At 49.5% G+C, this 19633-nt stretch carries 13 protein-coding genes; 7 read left to right on the plus strand and 6 right to left on the minus strand.

Going from position 1 to position 19633, the window contains the following annotated elements; translation table 11 throughout:
- Nucleotides 1–6: 6 nt before the first annotated feature.
- Nucleotides 7–1353 carry a 4-(cytidine 5'-diphospho)-2-C-methyl-D-erythritol kinase gene (gene ispE, locus CCC32_RS12720; RefSeq protein WP_353756456.1) on the minus strand — a complete coding sequence of 449 codons (1347 nt, stop codon included), beginning with the start codon at nt 1351–1353 and terminating at the stop codon, nt 7–9.
- Entirely contained in the window at nt 1346–3646 is a 2301-nt protein-coding gene (locus CCC32_RS09645; protein ID WP_044072342.1) for a penicillin-binding protein 1A, read from the minus strand. The genes ispE and CCC32_RS09645 overlap by 8 nt, the downstream gene beginning before the upstream one ends.
- Before the next feature lie 274 nt (nt 3647–3920).
- Here CCC32_RS09645 and pyrB point away from each other — a divergent pair, with 274 nt between their 5' ends.
- The 6 genes from pyrB (at nt 3921) to rprY (ending at nt 12034) form a co-directional block, all read left to right on the plus strand.
- Nucleotides 3921–4868: an aspartate carbamoyltransferase gene (pyrB, locus tag CCC32_RS09650; protein WP_022316519.1), complete on the plus strand. Its 948-nt coding sequence runs from the start codon at nt 3921–3923 to the stop codon at nt 4866–4868.
- A gap of 13 nt (nt 4869–4881) precedes the next feature.
- Nucleotides 4882–5337: an aspartate carbamoyltransferase regulatory subunit gene (gene pyrI / locus CCC32_RS09655; protein WP_022316518.1), complete on the plus strand. Its 456-nt coding sequence runs from the start codon at nt 4882–4884 to the stop codon at nt 5335–5337.
- Between the two features lie 68 nt (nt 5338–5405).
- Nucleotides 5406–6686 (plus strand): serine hydroxymethyltransferase, encoded by a 1281-nt coding sequence (gene glyA, locus CCC32_RS09660; RefSeq protein ID WP_287074079.1) that lies wholly within the window; start codon nt 5406–5408, stop codon nt 6684–6686.
- Between the two features lie 469 nt (nt 6687–7155).
- Nucleotides 7156–9210: a molecular chaperone HtpG gene (gene htpG, locus CCC32_RS09665; RefSeq protein WP_287074081.1), complete on the plus strand. Its 2055-nt coding sequence runs from the start codon at nt 7156–7158 to the stop codon at nt 9208–9210.
- Nucleotides 9211–9616: 406 nt separating this feature from the next.
- Nucleotides 9617–11200, plus strand: a complete 1584-nt coding sequence (locus tag CCC32_RS09670) for a sensor histidine kinase (RefSeq protein ID WP_287074083.1) — start codon at nt 9617–9619, stop codon at nt 11198–11200.
- Between the two features lie 135 nt (nt 11201–11335).
- A complete protein-coding gene (rprY, locus tag CCC32_RS09675; protein WP_042517498.1) occupies nt 11336–12034 on the plus strand; it encodes a response regulator transcription factor RprY in 699 nt (232 codons plus the stop codon).
- 100 nt (nt 12035–12134) lie between these two features.
- On the opposite strand, the gene CCC32_RS09680 is transcribed toward rprY, so the two are convergent.
- From CCC32_RS09680 to lon, 4 genes are all read right to left on the minus strand, one after another.
- Nucleotides 12135–13589: a DEAD/DEAH box helicase gene (locus CCC32_RS09680; protein WP_287074087.1), complete on the minus strand. Its 1455-nt coding sequence runs from the start codon at nt 13587–13589 to the stop codon at nt 12135–12137.
- 121 nt (nt 13590–13710) lie between these two features.
- Nucleotides 13711–14832 carry an LptF/LptG family permease gene (locus CCC32_RS09685; RefSeq protein ID WP_287074463.1) on the minus strand — a complete coding sequence of 374 codons (1122 nt, stop codon included), beginning with the start codon at nt 14830–14832 and terminating at the stop codon, nt 13711–13713.
- 167 nt (nt 14833–14999) lie between these two features.
- Nucleotides 15000–16127 carry a tRNA guanosine(34) transglycosylase Tgt gene (tgt, locus tag CCC32_RS09690; protein WP_022316952.1) on the minus strand — a complete coding sequence of 376 codons (1128 nt, stop codon included), beginning with the start codon at nt 16125–16127 and terminating at the stop codon, nt 15000–15002.
- A 74-nt stretch (nt 16128–16201) separates the two neighbouring features.
- Nucleotides 16202–18667, minus strand: a complete 2466-nt coding sequence (lon, locus tag CCC32_RS09695; protein ID WP_278842083.1) for an endopeptidase La — start codon at nt 18665–18667, stop codon at nt 16202–16204.
- A gap of 243 nt (nt 18668–18910) precedes the next feature.
- Between lon and CCC32_RS09700 the strand changes: the two genes are divergently transcribed.
- Nucleotides 18911–19621, plus strand: a complete 711-nt coding sequence (locus CCC32_RS09700; protein WP_287074094.1) for a tRNA1(Val) (adenine(37)-N6)-methyltransferase — start codon at nt 18911–18913, stop codon at nt 19619–19621.
- The last annotated feature ends 12 nt before the right edge of the window (nt 19622–19633 follow it).

Here is a 19633-nt window from a genome sequence, read left to right on the forward strand (position 1 = left end):
CAGCCTCTACTTTAAATACTTCACGTATTCGCTTTCGAAGTTTGGTGTGAAGACTCCCTTTCCGATAGACGACAGTATCTCGTCCCTGCTCCAGAAACGGCCACCGTCGAGCTCATTTTCAGATGGACGTATTTCCTTGTCGTAAACAGTCTTGAACACATACACGTATTCCCTCTCGTATCTGCTCTCAAACACGTAGGCGTCGATCTTCTCGGCGCTGAAGTCTGCGATGGAAATCTCTTCACGGGTCTCCCTCTGGAGAGCCTCCTCCACACTCTCTCCATATCCTATGTGGCCCCCTACGGCAGTATCCCATCTGTCAGGCTGGATGTCTTTCCATGCCGGACGCTTTTGCAGATACAGGTTGCCGTGGGTGTCGAATACGTGGAGGTGTACGACGGGGTGGAGCAGCTTCGTGCCGCAATGTGCCATAGAACGGGTTGTCTTGCCCGTCACTCTGCCCTCTGCATCCACGAGAGGCAGCAGCTCGAAGGCGTTGTCCTTCTGTCTGCCCAGCTTGAAGGTGGCGACAAGGGCGTTGTAGTCGCTTCTGAGCCTGTCGGTAGACTCCACAGAGGGCCTGTCGTCGAACAGTCCCACAACGGCGCTTCCGCTTCCGCTCATGCAGGCATAGCAGGCACCCGCCTCGTAGAGCCTTTGCTTGATTTCGGCAAGGGTGGGGTGGAGCTTGAATATCGTTTCCTCAAAATCATTATACAATACGTCCTTCCACTCCCTTGGCGGAACGGAAGTCACAATATCCCGACAGTTTCTTTCCGGCTCATGAGGGCAGATGCCGGCGAAAGCCTCACGGGTGCTCACGGCGGTATCGGTCTTCACTATCACTATCCAGTGGTTGTCGAGAGGAATGTCGACGGGAGTCAGCTTCTCGCCGATGCCCGTGGCGTAGGCAGGTGTGGGGTTGATGAAGAAGGCGCAGTCGGCACCCAGACCCTTGGCTATGTCACGCATCTCCCTGTCTGTCAGGTTGAGAGAGAAGAGTTGGTTCAGTCCCTTTATCGTGAATGCGCAGTCTGCCGACCCTCCTCCCATACCGGCTTGTATCGGTATGTTTTTGGTGATTGTGATGTCGACACCCGTCAGAGTGTGTCTTCTTGCCATTTCGTCATACGCCTTCACTATTATGTTGTCTTCCGCCCTTCCGTCGATTACTATACCGTTTGTCTTCAGAGAGCATCCCGCAGGTTTCCCGTTTTTTTCAATAGTCAGTATATCTGCTATTGGCACGGGGCAGAACACGGTTTCCAGGTCGTGGTAGCCGTCGCTTCTTTTTCTTGTGATGTTCAGTCCCAAGTTTATCTTGGCACATGGAAAGAGTGTTATCTTATTCATATATATCCTCAATGCTGTATTGTCCGTTGTTGTCGTCTTCAGAAGAGCAGGGGTTGAAGTCTTCAGGTATGTCGAATGTCTCCTTTGGGTCGTATCCCAGGGTCTTGTCGGCAAACACCTTCTTCATGTAGTAAGCCCATATAGGCAGGGCCATGGTGGCTCCCTGTCCCATGCGCGTGGTGTCGAAATGGATGTCGCGGTCTTCTCCGCCCACCCAGCATCCGCTTACGAGCGACGGGGTGAAGCCCATGAACCATGCGTCGGCGTTCTTGTTCGTCGTACCGGTCTTTCCTCCCATCTGGCAGTCGATGTTGTATTTGTATCTCAGTCGTCCGCCAGTTCCGTGGTCGATTACCGACATCAGCATCTCCAGCATCTTGTATGCGCTCTCTTCGCTTATCACCTCGTTCATCCTCGGCTGGAAGTTGGTTATCACGTTGCCGTCGCTGTCTTCAATCTTCGACACGAATATCGGCGATGTGTGTATGCCGTGGTTGGCGAAGGTGGTGTATGCGCTCACCATCTCGCATACCGAAGCCTCGTTAGGTCCCAGACAGAGCACTAAAGAGGGGTATATGCCATAGGTGTTTATTCCGAAGTCGCGCAGTATTCGCAGGAAGTCCTGAGGGTTTATCCTGCTCATCAGCTCTGCCGACACCCAGTTGTTAGACATCGTGAGTGCCCATTTCAGCGTCACCATCTGTCCCATTCTGGCGTGGGAGCTGTTGCGTGGAGCCCAGTTGCCGAAGCGCTTTGGAGAGTTTCTCACCACGTCGCATGGCGACATGCCGTTAGACATCGACAGGGCGTAGAGGAATGGCTTGATGGTGGAACCCACCTGGCGTCGTCCCTGTGTCACCATGTCGTATTTGAAGTGGTTGAAGTCTATTCCTCCCACATACGCCTTCACGGCTCCCGTGCGTGGGTCCATGCTCATGAATCCGGCTCTGAGGAACGACTTCACGTAGCGTATGGAGTCCATAGGCGACATGATGGTGTCTATGTCGCCGCGATAGGTGAACACGGTCATCTCCGTGGGCTTCTGGAAAGCCTCTCTAATTTCCTCCTCCGTAGCTCCGTGGGCCTTCATCATCCTGTATCTGTCGCTCTGCCGCATCGAGCGGTCGAGTATCGCCTTCACCTCTGATGGCTTCAGGTTGGTGGTGAAGGGGGCGTTCTTCTTGAGTCTGTTCTCCTTCTTGAATTCAGGCTGGAGGAATCCTCCCACGTGTTTGCGCACAGCCTCTTCGGCATATTTCTGCATCCTGGAGTCGAGGGTGGTGAAGATTTTCAGACCGTCGGTATACACATTGTATGGTTCGCCGTTCTTCTTCACGTTCTTGTTGCACCATCCATACAGAGGGTCTGTCTCCCATGCCAGCGAGTCGATGCTGTATTGCACGAGGTTCCACGATGGGTATTTGCTCCTTTCCGGTTTCTTTGCCATCATGTATTGGCGCAGGAATTCGCGGAAATACGTTGCTATGCCGTCTTTGTGGTCGGAGCGCTTGAAGTTCAGGGCCAGCGGCTTCTCCGTAGCCATGAGGTATTCGCCGCGGGTTATCTTTCCAGCCTTGAGCATCTGTCCGAGCACTACGTTGCGTCTCTCTCGGCATCTGTCGGGATAGCGCACGGGGTTGAAGAACGAGGGGTTCTTGCAGAGTCCTATCAGTGTGGCGGCCTCTTCGAGCTTGAGGTCTTTTGGCTCCTTGCTGAAATACACGTTTGAGGCGTTCTTTATTCCCACGGCGTTGTGAAGGAAGTCGAAATAGTTGAGATACATGGTTATTATCTCCTCCTTGGTGTAGTATTTCTCCAGCTTTATGGCTATCACCCATTCTATGGGCTTCTGCAGCAGTCGTTCCGATGTGCTCTCTGCCGTGTTTGAATAGAGCTGCTTGGCGAGCTGCTGTGTGATTGTAGAGCCTCCTCCTGCGCTGGTCTGTCCCAACACACCTCTTTTAATAATAGCACGTCCGAGGGCTATGAAGTCTATTCCCGAATGTTCGTAGAAGCGTTCGTCCTCTGTAGCCACCAGTGCCTTTACGAGATATGGCGACAGGTTGTCGTAGTCTACATGTATTCTGTTCTCCTGGTTCATGTTGTAGGTTCCCATCAGCTTGTTGTCAGCCGTATACACCTGTGAGGCGTATTTGCTGATAGGGTTCTGAAGGTCTTCCACGTCGGGCATGTATCCGATCCATCCGTTCCATATCGCTATGAAGGCTATAAGGGACGCGAGAGTGACGCAGCCGAGCGCCGCCCACAGGAAATGTATCAATGCTCTTCTCATTTTCTTTTTTTCTTCGTTTTCTTGTCTTTTGTTTCAGATGGAGTATCATGCGCATATACGTCAGCCGTGTATTGATGTCATATCATGCGCATGCCAATTATGTTATATCCTTGCAAAGATAATGAAATTAAGCCAACGAGTTAAGAATAATCCCTCTTTTATGTCTTAAATGTAGTTATATTCGTCAAAAAACATAATTTTTCCACTCTTTGAAAGGTTAAATTAAAAATATTGTTTAACTTCGCAGTCGATAAATATAAACACAATTCATTTTATGGAAAAACATGATTTTGTAACCATTGCCGATTTGTCGAAAGAGAAAATAATGTATCTGATGAATATGGCACAGGCGTTCGAAATGCATCCTAACCGTGAGATTCTCAAAGGCAAGGTAGTAGCCACACTCTTCTTCGAGCCGTCCACCAGGACAAGGCTCAGCTTCGAGACGGCAGCCAACCGACTGGGAGCGCGTGTGATAGGATTTTCAGACGCCAAGGTTACGAGCGCTACCAAGGGCGAGACGCTGAAAGACACAATCCTCATGGTGTCTAACTATGCAGACGTCATCGTGATGCGCCACCATATCGAAGGCGCCGCCCAGTATGCCTCAGAAATAGCTCCCGTTCCTATCGTAAACGCAGGTGACGGCGCTCACCAGCATCCATCACAATGTCTGCTCGACCTGTATTCAATCTACAAGACACAGGGAACCCTCGAGAACCTGAACATATACCTCGTGGGCGACCTGAAATACGGACGTACCGTGCATTCTCTCATCATGGCGATGAGACATTTCAACCCTACGTTCCATTTCATAGCCCCAGAGGAGCTGGCGATGCCCGAGGAATACAAACTGTATTGCAGACAGCACGGAATAAAGTATATCGAGCACACAGACTTCAACGAAGACGTGATAGCAGGGGCTGACATCATATATATGACACGAGTGCAGAAGGAGCGCTTCTCAGACCTCATGGAGTATGAGAGAGTGAAAGACGTGTATATCCTGAAGAACGACATGCTCGGCAAGGCGAAAGAGAACATGAAGATCCTGCATCCGCTGCCGAGAGTGAACGAGATAGCATACGACGTGGACGAGAACCCACATGCATACTACATCCAGCAGGCACAGAACGGACTATATGCCAGAGAGGCGATACTCTGCGACGTGCTGGGCATAAGCCTCGAAGAAGTGGAGGCAGACACAACGATAATAAAATAAACAAAGTCTTATGATGAGCAAGAAAGAAAGACTCGTGGCCGCTATAGAGAACGGCACCGTCATCGACCATATACCGGCAGAGAAAACCTATGCCGTGGCAACGCTGCTGGGACTGCAGAAGCTTCAGACACCGGTTACCATAGGATACAACTACCCGTCGAAGAAACTCGGGAAAAAGGGTATCATAAAGATAGAAGACAAATTCTTCACCGACGAGGAAATCTCACGCCTCTCAGTGGTGGCGCCAAACGTGGTGCTCAACGTGATAAGAGACTACGAGGTGGTGGAGAAGAAGAAAGTGGTGACACCTGACACGCTGAAAGGTATCGTGAGATGCAACAACCCTAAATGCATCACAAACAATGAGCCGATGAACACCATCTTCCACGTGATTGACAAGAACAGCGGCATAATTAAATGTCACTACTGCGACAAGGAGCAGGTGATAAGCGAGGTGAAACTCGTTTGACCTGAAGGAAGGCCTTCTTCAACATGGATTTTACAGACAACTAATATTCATCTTAAATATTTGTACATATGAAAAGAGACCAAGAGATTTTCGATTTGATTGAGAGAGAACACCAGCGTCAGCTCAAGGGTATGGAACTTATCGCATCTGAAAACTTCGTCAGCGACGAGGTGATGCAGGCAATGGGTTCGTGGCTTACGAACAAATACGCTGAGGGTTACCCGGGAAAGAGATATTACGGCGGTTGCGAGGTCGTTGACGAAGTTGAAACACTCGCCATCGAGAGAGTCAAGAAACTCTTCGGAGCAGAGTATGCCAACGTGCAGCCTCACTCCGGAGCACAGGCTAACGCCGCCGTGATGCTGGCTGTATTGAAGCCCGGAGACACTTTCATGGGACTTAATCTCGCTCATGGCGGACACCTCTCACATGGTTCGGCAGTAAATACATCGGGAATACTCTACAATCCGATAGGCTATAACCTGAACAAGGAAACAGGTCGCGTGGACTACGACGAGATGGAGAAGCTCGCTCTCGAGCACAAGCCAAAGCTCATCATCGGAGGTGGTTCGGCATACAGCCGTGAGTGGGACTACAAGCGCATGAGAGAAATCGCCGACAAGGTGGGTGCCATCTTCATGGTTGACATGGCTCACCCGGCAGGACTCATCGCAGCAGGTCTGCTCGATAACCCTGTGAAATACGCTCATATCGTGACCTCTACAACTCATAAGACTCTTCGCGGACCTCGCGGAGGTATCATCCTGATGGGCAAGGACTTCGAAAACCCATGGGGCCTGACTACTCCAAAGGGAGTGGTGAAGATGATGAGCCAGCTGCTCAACAGCGCCGTCTTCCCAGGACAGCAGGGCGGTCCGCTGGAGCATGTCATCGCAGCAAAGGCAGTGGCATTCAACGAGGCATTGCAGCCTGAGTTCAAGGAGTGGGCTCTGCAGGTGAAGAAGAACGCAGCAAAGCTCGCCGAAGAGCTCATAAAGCGCGGATTCGCCATCGTGAGCGGCGGTACTGACAACCACAGCATGCTCGTAGACCTGCGCACAAAGTATCCTGACCTCACCGGCAAGGTGGCAGAGAAGGCTCTCGTGGCTGCCGACATCACCGTGAACAAGAACATGGTGCCGTTTGATACCCGCAGCGCATTCCAGACTTCCGGTATCCGTCTGGGAACTCCTGCCATCACCACACGTGGTGCAAAGGAAGACCTGATGGTGAAGATAGCCGAATTCATCGAGGAAGTGCTCAACGACCCTGAGAACGAAGCCGTGATAGCGTCTGTACGCCAGCGCGTTAACAACGTGATGAAGGATTATCCTTTGTTCGCATATTAATATACACACAACGGGTCATCAGACCCCTTGATTCTGTATTTGTGGATAAAAGATGAGGGGCATCCTTCGTCAGCTTAATCCATAGAGGATTACATCCGCAAGACACATAATAATAAAAAGACTATCTGTCTGGTTGTTGCCGGGCGGTTAGTCTTTTTTTCTTTATAGCTGTGTCAGAGGCATACCGTTCCAGCCCATTGCCAACTGTCTCTTTAGCTTGCCGAAGTAGCCTCTTTGTGTTGTCTTAACAACCTCCTTAGCCTGCTTATATTACCTCTTTATATTATGTGATGAACCACATTGTGTTACTCAAACCTATCGGTAATTAGGGCTTGCCTGTATTTCAGATTATCAGAAGAGAGGATTTTGTTTGGCATTCTCATCTCATCGTATTTCGTTTTGGCATTGTTTTTGTATAAACATGGTCAGAAAACAAACATTCAAAGTAAAAAGTTAAAAATTAAATATTATGACACAGAAAGGAAATATTGGAGTAACAACCGAGAACATCTTCCCGGTGATCAAGAAATTTCTCTATTCAGACCATGAGATATTCCTGCGTGAGATGGTGAGCAACGCCGTGGATGCTACTCAGAAATTAAAGACTCTCTCTGAGAGAGGCGAGTTCAAAGGAGAGATGGGCGACCTGACAGTTCGCGTGTCTCTCGATGCGGAGAAGGGAACGCTGACAATCAGTGACCGCGGTATCGGAATGACAGAAGAGGAGATTGACAAATATATCAACCAGATCGCATTCTCGGGAGTGACCGACTTCCTCGACAAATACAAGGACAACGCAAATGCCATCATCGGACACTTCGGATTGGGTTTCTACAGCTCTTTCATGGTGAGCAAAAAGGTGGAAATCGTGACACGAAGCTGGAAAGACGGTTCGAAAGCCGTGAAATGGAGCTGCGACGGAAGTCCGGAGTTTGAGATATCCGACGCTGAGAAGGAAGACCGCGGAACGGACATCATCCTCCACATCGACGACGACTGCAAGGAATTCCTCGAGAAAGGCCGTATACAGACGCTGCTCGACAAATACTGCAAGTTCCTGCCAGTACCAGTGGCATTCGGCAAGAAGACAGAATGGAAAGACGGCAAGCAGGTGGATACCGACGAGGACAACATCATCAACGACATGGAGCCGCTATGGACAAAGACACCAAGCACAATCTCTGACGAGCAGTATAAGGAGTTCTACCGCAAGCTATATCCGATGCAGGACGAACCTCTGTTCTGGATACACCTCAACGTGGATTATCCGTTCAATCTCACGGGTATACTCTATTTCCCGAAGATAAAGTCGAACATCGACCTGCAGCGCAACAAGATACAGCTATACTGCAACCAGGTGTTCGTGACAGACCAGGTGGAAGGCATCGTGCCGGAATTCCTCACCTTGCTACATGGAGTGATCGACTCTCCGGACATCCCGCTCAACGTGAGCCGCAGCTATCTGCAGAGCGACCGCGACGTGAAGAAGATCTCGACATACATCACAAAGAAGGTGGCTGACCGACTGAACGGAATCTTCAAGGATGACCGCAAGGACTTCGAGAAAAAATGGGACGACCTGAAGCTCTTCATCAACTATGGAATGCTCTCGCAGCCGGACTTCTACGACCGCGCCAAGGACTTCACACTGCTCAAGGACGTAGACGGCAAATACTTCACGACAGAAGAATACAAGACGCTCATCAAGGACGCACAGACCGACAAGGACGGCACACTCATCTATCTCTATGCCACCGACAAGGACGAACAGTATTCATACATAGAGGCTGCCAAGGCAAAGGGCTACAGCGTGTTGCTGCTTGACGGACAACTCGACACGCCATGCGTGAACATGTTTGAGCAGAAATGGGAGAAGTCGCGCTTCACACGTGTAGACAGCGACATCGTGGAGAGACTCATCGTGAAGGAAGACCTCAAGAAGACTGACCTGACGCAGGAGCAGACTGACATTCTGTCAGCTACCTTCCGCACCCAGCTGCCACATCTCGACCATATCGAGTTCAACGTGGAGACTGGTGCCCTGGGAGAGAACGCACAGCCGGTAGTGATAACCCAGAACGAGTATATGCGCAGAATGAAGGACATAAGCAAATTCCAGAGCGGAATGAACTTCTATGCCCAGATGCCAGACGCCTACAGCATCGTGCTCAACACCGACCACAGACTCGTGAAGGCGGTGCTCGAAAAGAGCGAGAAGGAATGTGAAGAGGAGCTCAAACCTGTAGTGGCAGAGATAAAGGGACTCCAGGCACGTTTCGCAGCTCTCGGCGAGGCTCGCAAGGCAAAGAAGCCGGAAGAGGTGACACAGGAGGAGAAAGACGACATGACGGCTACTGAAAAGAAACTCAGCGATGAGCGCACAAAGAAGGAGCAGATTGTGGCAGCACACGCAAAAGACAATAAGGTGGTACACCAGCTCATCGACCTGGCTTTGCTGCAGAACGGAATGCTAAAGGGCGAGGCGCTTGACTCCTTCATCAAGAGATCGGTAGAGATAATCTGATGATGACGACTCCTTCATCAAGAGATCTGTAGAGAGATTTCCTGATGATGAGATAACAGATATGACCGGGAATTTCAAGCCCCGGATATATAACCGGATGACGGGCAATCAAGGAATTAGAACTTGGTTGCCCGTCTTTTTCCGTTTTGCCCTGACAGAGGTTTCTGATCCTAATTTGTCATTAGGGTCTTGATTGGGATTTTTATGCCTATCTTTTATATGGCCTCGTCTGGGATTTTTATGCCGGTCATTTATTAGGGCTTGCCGTGATTTTGAATACTTAATGTCTGGCGAAAGTTGATAATTGTCAAGTATAAACACCGATATTTGTTAACGACATAGAAAAAGGAACAGAAAATTAACTTTTATCCATTGCCAAATGCTAAATATAGGATATATTTGCGGCATGAAGAAAAAAACGATATGGTTGATTGCTGGCGTGATGGGATTTTCATTCCTCGCTCTGCTTTTCCTTCAGCTCACATACATGGATGCCATGATAAAGATGAAGAAGGAGCAGCTCGACGAGTCGGTGAACAAAGCCCTCTATCAGGCAGCCCGGAATCTGGAACTCAACGAAACCCTGAAGTATCTGGAAAAGGAGGTGAACGAAACGGAGAGGCGCGCATATAAGAGCGACTCCGTGGGGACACGCTCCGGACATCCGGACGGTACCGTGCAGCACAGCCACCAATATGCCGTGGCAGACAAGAACGGAAACGTGTATTCATCGTTCGAGCTCAAGACCATAACGATGAGACCCGCCTCGATGCCGAAGGCGATGATACTGAGAAGCGACAAGAACTCCATCTCGGAAGCCACGAAATCCATGAGGGAGATAATAAAAAACAGATATGTCTATCAGAAGGCTTTGCTCGACGAGGTGGTATACAATATCTTATACATGGCTTCAGACAAGCCTCTGAAAGAGAGGGTTAACTTCAAACTGCTCGACCAGGACTTGAAGACGGAGCTGATGAACAACGGAGTGAGCATCCCGTATCATTTCACGGTTTCAACGCAGGACGGAAGAGAGCAATACAGATGTCCCGACTATAGCGACGAGGGAGAGGAATACAGCTACTCTCAGACACTATTCAGAAACGACCCGCTCAACAAGTCGGGCATCGTGAGGATACATTTCCCCGACATGGACAACTACATCTTCAGCAGCGTGAAGTTCATGATACCGTCGATAGCATTCACCATAGTGCTTCTCATCACATTCATATTCACCATCGTGGTGATATTCAGACAGAAGAGGTATACGGAGATAAAGAACGACTTCATAAACAACATGACCCATGAGCTGAAAACGCCTATCAGCAGCATTTCGCTCGCGGCACAGATGCTATCTGACGATACCGTGACGAAGAGCCCGGTGATGATGAAACATCTGGGAGGAGTGATAAACGACGAGTCGAAGAGACTGAGATTCCTCGTGGAGAAAGTGCTGCAGATGTCGATGTTCGACCGCAAGAAGGCGATTTTCAAGAAGAAAGAACTCGATCTGAATGACCTGGCAGAGAATGTGGCAAACACGTTCACATTGCGTGTGGAGCATACGGGCGGACACATACAGACACAGCTCAACGCAAAAGAGCCGACGATATATGTGGACGAGATGCATTTCACCAACGTGATATTCAATCTGCTCGACAACGCCGTGAAATACAAGCATCCGGACCGACCAGTGGAGCTGATGATAAAATCATGGAACGAGGGCGGTAGGCTGTATCTCTCCGTGAAAGACAACGGCATAGGACTCAAGAAGGAGAACCTGAAGAAGATATTCGAGAAGTTCTACAGAGTGCATACGGGAAATGTGCATGACGTGAAAGGTTTCGGACTCGGACTTGCATACGTGAAGAAAATCGTAGAACTCCACAAGGGAGAGATTCACGTGGAGAGCGAAAGGGGAAAAGGAACCACGTTCATCATCTCGCTGCCCGAGATAAAAAGCGGAAAACAGACAGGAGCCGACGAGTGATCAACACTATTGCAGTATACCCCTGCAACATCGGACAGACAATGTAGAAACGGATTCTGAAAAAGGAAACGGATTCTGAAACAAGTGAAACACTAATATTCAACAAAAAGAATACTAATATAAAAATATATGATTATGGACGACAAGCTTAAGATTTTGCTTTGCGAGGACGATGAGAACCTCGGAATGTTGCTTCGTGAATATCTGCAGGCCAAAGGCTATGCAGCAGAACTCTGCCCCGACGGGGAGGCTGGCTACAAGGCTTTCATGAAGACAAAGTTTGACATCTGCGTTCTCGACGTGATGATGCCAAAGAAAGACGGATTCACACTGGCACAGGAAATCAGACAGGGCAGCCCGGACATGCCTATCATCTTCCTCACAGCCAAGACGCTGAAGGAGGATATACTGGAGGGTTTCAAGATTGGTGCCGACGACTATATCACGAAGCCTTTCTCAATGGAGGAACTGGTGTTCCGTATTGAGGCTATACTCAGACGCGTTCGTGGAAAGAAGAACAAGGAGAACACGCTGTATCATATCGGCAGATTCACCTTCGACACACAGAAGCAGCTGCTCACCATCGGCGAGAAGCAGACCAAGCTCACCACGAAAGAGAATGAGCTGCTCGCTCTGCTCTGCAGCCACGCCAATGAGATTCTGCAGCGTGACTTCGCCCTGAAGACTATCTGGATTGACGACAACTATTTCAACGCCCGCTCGATGGACGTATACATCACAAAGCTGCGCAAGCATCTGAAGGATGACGACCAGATTGAAATCATAAACATCCACGGCAAGGGCTATAAGCTCATCACTCCGGAAGAGGAGTAATTTCTCTCGTAGGTGCAAATAATTACGGGTAGCCTAAGTATTCTGTCTGACTTATCGGCCATGAATGCTTTGACTACCCGTCTTTTTTATTTGTGCAAGACTATTTGTCTTGTTTGGAATCTTTGTTAGTTTTATTGGCAGAAGGCTTTCTCCTGCGTTTGTGTGGTTTCTTGTTGTTTGTCACCGGTGCATTGGATTTGTTTGTTTCCAGTATTTGAGAATTTTCAGGAGCATTGGTCACAATGGTTTCCTTGGTTCTGTTGCTTTTCCTTTTGTCTGAATTCCTTCCGCCGCCTTTGCCTTTGGGAGCATCATTACGCTTGACGTTGTTCCTTCCTCTTTGACCATTATTTCTTCCTCTTGTCTTGCTGCCTCGACCGTTTCTTGCCGGACGGTTCATCTTCTTGTATTCCGGTCCCTTGCCGATATAGTCGGGCAGAGGGAGTTTCTCTATCGTGCGACCGAGGAATTCTTCAATCCTCATGAAGTCGCCCACTTCAAGACCGCGCACGAGCGTTATCGCCTTGCCGTCGCGGTTTGCCCTTGCCGTGCGTCCCACTCGGTGTACGTAGTCTTCCACATCGCGTGGCACGTCGAAATTTATGACCATTGATATGTCGTCGATGTCGATGCCTCGAGCCACGATGTCGGTAGCCACGAGCACGTCGGTCTGTCCGCTCTTGAAACGGTACATCACTTCGTCACGCTGCGCCTGTTCGAGGTCTGAATGCATCTCGCAGCTGTTTATGCCCAGACGAAGCAGTTCGCGGTTTATCTCCTTCACTTTCAGTTTGCTGCTTGAGAAGATGATTATCCTCTGCTGCTCTTCGTTCTTGAATATCTCCTGCAGCATCTTTATCTTCTGGTTCTCATGACACACGTATGCTGCCTGATGAATCTTTTCTGCCGGTTTGCTTACCGCCAGCTTCACCACGGTAGGGTTCTTGAGGAGCGTTTTCGCCAGCTGCTCTATCTTTGGCGGCATAGTGGCAGAATACATGATGGTCTGGCAGTCGTCTGGCAGCAGCTTGGCGATGTTCATGATGTCTTCAGAGAAGCCCATGTCGAGCATTCTGTCAGCCTCGTCGAGCACGAAGAATGCGCAGCGGCTGAGGTCTATGTTTCCCATCGTGATGTGGCTTATGAGTCGTCCTGGAGTTGCTATTATCACGTCGGCCCCGAGCTTCATTCCTTTAGCCTCCTGGTAGTAGCGGTTGCCGTCGTTGCCTCCGTATACGGCAACGCTGTTCACTTCGCTCATATAATACGAGAAGCCTTGCATAGCCTGGTCTATCTGTTGTGCCAGCTCTCGCGTAGGACTCATGATGACGCAGTTTATGGCATCCTTGGGGAACCCTCCGTCGTCGAGCATGCTGAGGATAGGGAGCAGGTAGGCTGCCGTCTTTCCCGTGCCTGTCTGTGCCACGCCCAGCAGGTCGTGTCCGTCGAGGATGGGTGGTATACATTGTTCCTGTACGGGTGTGCAGGTGGTGAAGTTCATATCGTCGAGAGCGTCAAGAGTGTTGTCGCTCAAATCCAAATCGTAGAAATCCATATCGTTGTTATTCTAAAAACGTTTCTTTATTGTTATCAGTTATATGCTTTCGCTTTTTGTTATCAGTTATATGCTATCGCTTTTTTTGTTGTCTGTTGGAGGCTTTTGCTTTTTATTGTTATCAGTTAGGTGCCTTGCGGTAGCAGAAGTATGCCACCACGGCGAATATGATGTTCGGTATCCATGCCGCGAGCATAGGCGGTGTGTCTGCCTGTATGGCGAATGTTGCCGATACTGTCTGAAGCATGATGTAGCCGAAGCTCAGAGCCAGTCCGATTCCCAGATACATTCCCATTCCGCCTTTTCTCTTGCGTGAGGATAGCGAGAGTCCGATGGTGGTGAGGATGAATGAGGCAAAGGAGGTGGCTATGCGCTTGTGGTATTCCACTTCGTATTGCACTACGTTGCTTGATCCTCTGTCTATCTGCTTGCTGATGTATTCCTTCAGCTGAGGGCTGGTGAATGTTTCCTGCTGGCCTTTGGAGAACACGAGGTCAGTCGGCTCCATCATTATCACGGAGTCTCGCTGCATTCCGTTGGTTATCTTTTCGCGCATTCCCTGCAGTTTGCGCAGCCGCCAGTTGGTGAGTTTCCAATGGTATTTGCTGTCGGAGATTGTGTCGTATTGTATTTCGCTGGCTGTTAGATGGCTCACGAGCTTTTTGTTCTCGAATTTGTCTAGGCAGAATCCGTAGCCTTTTTTCAGTTCGTTGTCGTAATGCTGTATGTAGGCTATGACGCCTCTGCCCACCTGCAGCTGCACGTTGTCGGCCGACGTGTTCTTCTTCTTGTTCTTATACATCGTCTCGAAATTCTGCCTCACGATGGTGCCTTTGGGGATGATGTAGGAACCGAGATAGAATGTGAGGACCGAGATTATCAAAGCCGAAATCATATATGGCCTCATCAGTCGCTTGAAGCTTACTCCTGCTGCCAGCATTGATATTATCTCTGAGTTGCCTGCCAGTTTGGAGGTGAAGAAGATTACGGCTATGAATACGAAGAGCGGACTGAAGAGGTTTGCGAAATATGGCACGAAGTTCATGTAGTAGTCGAAGACTATCGCCTTGAGGGGTGCATGATACTGTGCGAACTTTGCCAGATTCTCGTTGATGTCGAAGACTATCGAGATGGATATGATGAGAAGTATGGAATAAATGTATGTTCCTATGAACTTCTTTATTATATACCAGTCGAGAATCTTGATGTAGCGGCTTGGGTTGATGAAGCGGAGCCACCTCATGTGCTCTCCCAGCCACTTTAGACGGGAGGTGAGAGGATGGTCCGTTTTCTGCATGCGCTGCTTGAATCTGGTAGCCAAAGATTTGATGCTCATTTGCTTTTTCTTTTACATTTGTTTTTTTTACGCGTCTTCCTTGTCGTTTATAAGTGCGTCTTGCCAGACCGCCTTTATACGCGTCTTCCCAGATTGTCTATTACTGAGCGCTTCCATGCCACGAAGTCGCCCTGCTCGATATGGTGTCTGGCATCGGTAACGAGGCGCAGATAGAAGCTCAGGTTGTGTATGCTTGCGATTTGCATAGCCAGCAGCTCCTGGGCTTTGAAGAGGTGGTGCAGATAGGCTTTGGAGTGAAGTCTGTCGATGTCGCAGCCGTCGGGGTCGATGGGGGAGAAGTCGTTTTCCCATTTCTTGTTGCGCATGTTCATTGTGCCGTCGTAGGTGAAGAGCATGGCGTTGCGGCCGTTTCGTGTCGGCATCACGCAGTCGAACATGTCCACACCTCTTTCTATCGCCTCGAGGATGTTCTGAGGTGTGCCCACGCCCATAAGATATCTCGGCTTGTCTTTCGGCAGTATCTCGTTCACGGTCTCTATCATCTCATACATCACTTCTGTGGGTTCTCCCACGGCGAGTCCGCCGATGGCATTGCCGTCGGCTCCCTTGTCGGCAACATGCTTCGCTGCTTCGCGGCGCAGGTCCTTGAAGGTGCAGCCCTGCACGATTGGGAACAGAGACTGTTCGTAGCCGTAGAGAGGCTCGGTCTCGTTGAAGCGTTTCACGCATCTGTCGAGCCAGCGTTGGGTCAGTCCGAGACTCTTCTTGGCATATTGGTAGTCGCTCTCGCCCGGAGGGCATTCGTCGAATGCCATCATAATGTCGGCTCCGATTATCCTTTCGGTGTCCATCACGTTTTCAGGGGTGAAGAAATGTTTCGATCCGTCGATATGTGAACGGAACTCGCAGCCTTCTTCTTTCAGTTTTCTGATTCCCGTGAGGGAGAACACCTGGAATCCTCCGCTGTCTGTGAGTATGGGGCGGTCCCAGGTGTTGAATTTGTGTAGTCCGCCTGCCTTTTGCAGCGTGTCGAGTCCTGGTCGAAGATAGAGGTGGTAAGTGTTGCCGAGTATTATCTGTGCCTTTACCTGCTCTCTGAGTTCGCTGAAATGGAGTCCTTTCACGCTGCCGCATGTACCTACAGGCATGAAGATGGGTGTCTTTATCTTGCCGTGGGCAGTGGTAATCGTTCCGGTGCGTGCGTCGCTTGCTGGATCGGTATGTTCTAATTCGAATGTCATTTTCTTTTTGATATTCTTTCTGTTGCTGTTGTTGTATTATTCATGTTAGGGAAAGGCGGTTGTGGATGCTTGTTTCATTTGTCGGTCTTTCCCTTTTCTTCTATCGTGAATTTCGTCGGGTTGTCCACGAGTTCGTCTGTCAGGGCGAAGTCCCACACGTCGAGCACGTTCTCCACATAGTGGAATGAAAGTCCTTTCAGATACATGTCGGGTATTTCTTCGATGTCTTTCCTGTTTTCCCTGCACATCACGATATCTGTTATGCCTGCTCTTTTGGCTGCCAGTATTTTCTCCTTTATTCCTCCAACGGGAAGCACCTTGCCGCGCAGCGTTATTTCTCCTGTCATGGCAGTGTTCTTTCTCACCTTGCGTTGTGTGAGGGCTGAGGCGATGGATGTGGCTATCGTTATGCCGGCAGAAGGGCCGTCTTTTGGAGTCGCTCCTTCCGGCACGTGGATGTGTATGTTCCAGTTGTCGAAGATGCGGTAGTCTATTCCGAGCACGTCGGAGTGTGACTTCACGTATTCAAGTGCGAGCATAGCCGACTCTTTCATTACGTCGCCAAGGTTGCCGGTAAGCGTGAGCTTGTTGCCGTTGCCTTTGCTGAGGCTTGTCTCGATGAAGAGGATTTCTCCTCCCACGCTGGTCCATGCCAGTCCGGTTACCACTCCCGCATAGTCGTTGCCTTGGTATATGTCGCGATAGAAAGGCGGTTTGCCGAGCAGGGATTCTATCTCCTTCGGCGTGATGCGCGAGAACGGGAGTTCTCCCTTGCTTGCTTTCATGAATGCGAGTTTGCGAAGCGCCTTGTTTATCTGGATTTCGAGTTGGCGCACTCCGCTCTCTCGCGTATACTGTTCGATGATCTTTTCTGTGGCCTGCTTGGTGAACGAGAGGCGCTGGTCGCCAAGACCGGTGTTGTCTTTCTCTTTGGGTATGAGGTGGCGCTTGGCTATCTCTTCTTTTTCCTCTGTGATATAGCCGCTTACCTCGATTGTCTCCATGCGGTCGAGCAGAGGGCGCGGGATGGTGTTCAGGTCGTTTGCAGTAGCGATGAACAGTACTTTCGACAGGTCGTAGTCCACATCGAGGTAGTTGTCATGGAAAGCGTTGTTCTGTTCTGGGTCGAGTACTTCGAGAAGAGCCGACGAGGGATCGCCGTTCACGGTGTTCTGTGTTATCTTGTCGATTTCGTCGAGGATGAAAACAGGGTTGGAAGCTCCTGCCTTCTGGATGTTCTTGATGATTCTTCCTGGCATCGCACCAATGTATGTGCGGCGATGACCGCGGATTTCCGACTCGTCGTGAAGACCTCCAAGCGACACCCTGACGTATTTTCTGCCCATTGCCTTGGCGATGCTCTTGCCAAGACTTGTCTTGCCCACTCCTGGAGGACCGTAGAGGCAGAGGATTGGCGACTTGAAATCTCCTCGCAGACTCAATACGGCGATGTATTCCAGGATGCGTTCCTTCACTTTTTCCATCCCGTAGTGGTCGGTATCAAGAACTTTCCTTGCCCTGTTCAGGTCAAGGTCGTCGATGGTGTATTCGTTCCAGGGAAGTGAGACGAGAGTCTGCAGATATGTAAGCTGCACGCTGTATTCCGGGCTCTGCGGGTTGAGCAGGTCGAGTTTGTCGAGTTCCTTCTTGAAGACCTTCTCCACGTCGTCGTTCCATGCTTTCTTTTGGGCTTTGTCGAGCAGTTCCTTGCGTTCTGGCTGCCCGTCTTCGTTTCCGAGTTCTTCCTTAATGTTCTTGATCTGCTGCTTGAGGAAATATTCGCGTTGCTGTTCGTCGAGGTCTTCTCGGGTTTTAGAACGTATGTTCTGCTTGAGCTCCAGGAGCTGAAGCTCACGGTTTATTATCTTGAGCATGGCGAACACCCTGTCTTTGATTGAGTCCAGATAGATGAGCTCTGCCTTTTCCTCGATGGAGAAGGGCAGGGTGGCGCAGATCACGTTTGTGAGGAGATATCTGTTAGAGATATTCTTCATGGCGAAGGATGCTTCATCCGGGATGTCGTCATTGCCCATGATGAACTGTATGCTCTTCTTCTGCAGGTCTTCCACCGCAGTAGCGTATTCCTTGTCGCCCTCGTCGGCCATTGTCTCAGAGGCTTGGCTGGCATGGCCTTTGAGATATGGGCGCCGCTTGGTGATGTCGTCCAGACGGCATCTGCCGAGTCCCTGTATGATTGCCGTGCTGTTGCCGCCACCTCCAGGGAATTCAAGCACCTTTATGAGTTTGCCGTAAACTCCATATTCATAAAGATCGTTTGCCGTAGGACTTTCCTGCTCCATGTCTTTCTGGCAGAAAACGGCGAAGATCTGATTGCCTTTCTTCTTGCTGCCTACGGCTTTGATGAGTTTCTTGCTCGTTTCCCTGCCCACCAGTATGGGGGAAACGACACCAGGAAACATCATGAGGTTGCGTGTTGCCAATATAGGTATTTCTCCTTCGGGGTGATCCTTGAACAATTCTTTGATGTCACCATCGAAATCTGCTATCATTGAAATACCATTTCCTATTTTTGCATTCATATAAGTTATTGTCGGTCTCTATTTTAAATAATTTTGAAAATCTGTATCTGTAATTTTGGAAATCCGTCTCTTTATTTATATAATAAGAGGTGCAAAGGTAGTCATTTTTCTTCATTTATATTGTGTGTAAAACCATAAATGCTGAAAACATAAATTATATTAATGCTTTTATAAGTCGTTTTTAATCTTTTTTCTTAAATTTGCATTGGATTGAAATAGAAATAACTGTCTTTTATATTGCTGATGTCAAATAATTATTTCCAGTTCAAGAAGTTTGTCGTCCGCCAGGACTTATGTGCCATGAAGGTCGGCACAGACGGCACGCTGCTGGGCTCATGGGCTCGTGGCGGCAGGAAAATACTGGATATCGGTACAGGCACGGGGCTTCTGGCGCTGATGATGGCGCAGCGGTTTGAAGATGCTGAACTGTGTGCAGTGGAGATAGACCGCGACGCTCATCTTCAGGCAATGGACAACGTGGAGAACTCGCCTTTCAACGGGAGGATAAAGCTCTTCAACCAGTCTATACAGGATTTCAGCACGGAGTATGCGGATGAGAAATTCGACTCGATAGTATGCAATCCCCCCTTTTATGTCAATTCATTGGGATGTCCCGACGACAAGCGCCATATAGCCCGGCATTCATCATCGCTCCCTTTTGATGTGTTGTTGAGGTCGGTGAAGAATCTGCTTTCAGATGAAGGACGCTTGTCTGTGGTAATCCCTACCGACAGCCATCCCTCTTTTGATGCTGAGGCCCGGATGTCGGGATTCAGATGCTCTCGCTTGTGCCGGATCAGGACCGTGGAAAGGAAGCCCCCCAAGAGGATGCTGCTGGAATATGTCTTGCATGGTGGGATAGAAATGCAGCACGAGGAGCATTGCCTGCAGGATAACGACGGCAGAAGGTCGGAATGGTATTCTGATATTACATCAGAATTCTATGTGCGTTGATACTGTTCCAAC

The sequence above is a fragment of the Prevotella sp. LMAG:51 genome (assembly GCF_008680225.1).
In the GTDB taxonomy this organism is placed as follows: domain Bacteria; phylum Bacteroidota; class Bacteroidia; order Bacteroidales; family Bacteroidaceae; genus Prevotella; species Prevotella pectinovora.

Bases quoted from the DNA above. Each gene is read 5' to 3' on its own strand.
- ispE (WP_353756456.1), bottom strand. From the start codon at position 1,353: ATGAATAAGATAACACTCTTTCCATGTGCCAAGATAAACTTGGGACTG.
- CCC32_RS09645 (WP_044072342.1), bottom strand. From the start codon at position 3,646: ATGAGAAGAGCATTGATACATTTCCTGTGGGCGGCGCTCGGCTGCGTC.
- pyrB (WP_022316519.1), top strand. From the start codon at position 3,921: ATGGAAAAACATGATTTTGTAACCATTGCCGATTTGTCGAAAGAGAAA.
- pyrI (WP_022316518.1), top strand. From the start codon at position 4,882: ATGAGCAAGAAAGAAAGACTCGTGGCCGCTATAGAGAACGGCACCGTC.
- glyA (WP_287074079.1), top strand. From the start codon at position 5,406: ATGAAAAGAGACCAAGAGATTTTCGATTTGATTGAGAGAGAACACCAG.
- htpG (WP_287074081.1), top strand. From the start codon at position 7,156: ATGACACAGAAAGGAAATATTGGAGTAACAACCGAGAACATCTTCCCG.
- CCC32_RS09670 (WP_287074083.1), top strand. From the start codon at position 9,617: ATGAAGAAAAAAACGATATGGTTGATTGCTGGCGTGATGGGATTTTCA.
- rprY (WP_042517498.1), top strand. From the start codon at position 11,336: ATGGACGACAAGCTTAAGATTTTGCTTTGCGAGGACGATGAGAACCTC.
- CCC32_RS09680 (WP_287074087.1), bottom strand. From the start codon at position 13,589: ATGGATTTCTACGATTTGGATTTGAGCGACAACACTCTTGACGCTCTC.
- CCC32_RS09685 (WP_287074463.1), bottom strand. From the start codon at position 14,832: ATGAGGTGGCTCCGCTTCATCAACCCAAGCCGCTACATCAAGATTCTC.
- tgt (WP_022316952.1), bottom strand. From the start codon at position 16,127: ATGACATTCGAATTAGAACATACCGATCCAGCAAGCGACGCACGCACC.
- lon (WP_278842083.1), bottom strand. From the start codon at position 18,667: ATGAATGCAAAAATAGGAAATGGTATTTCAATGATAGCAGATTTCGAT.
- CCC32_RS09700 (WP_287074094.1), top strand. From the start codon at position 18,911: ATGTCAAATAATTATTTCCAGTTCAAGAAGTTTGTCGTCCGCCAGGAC.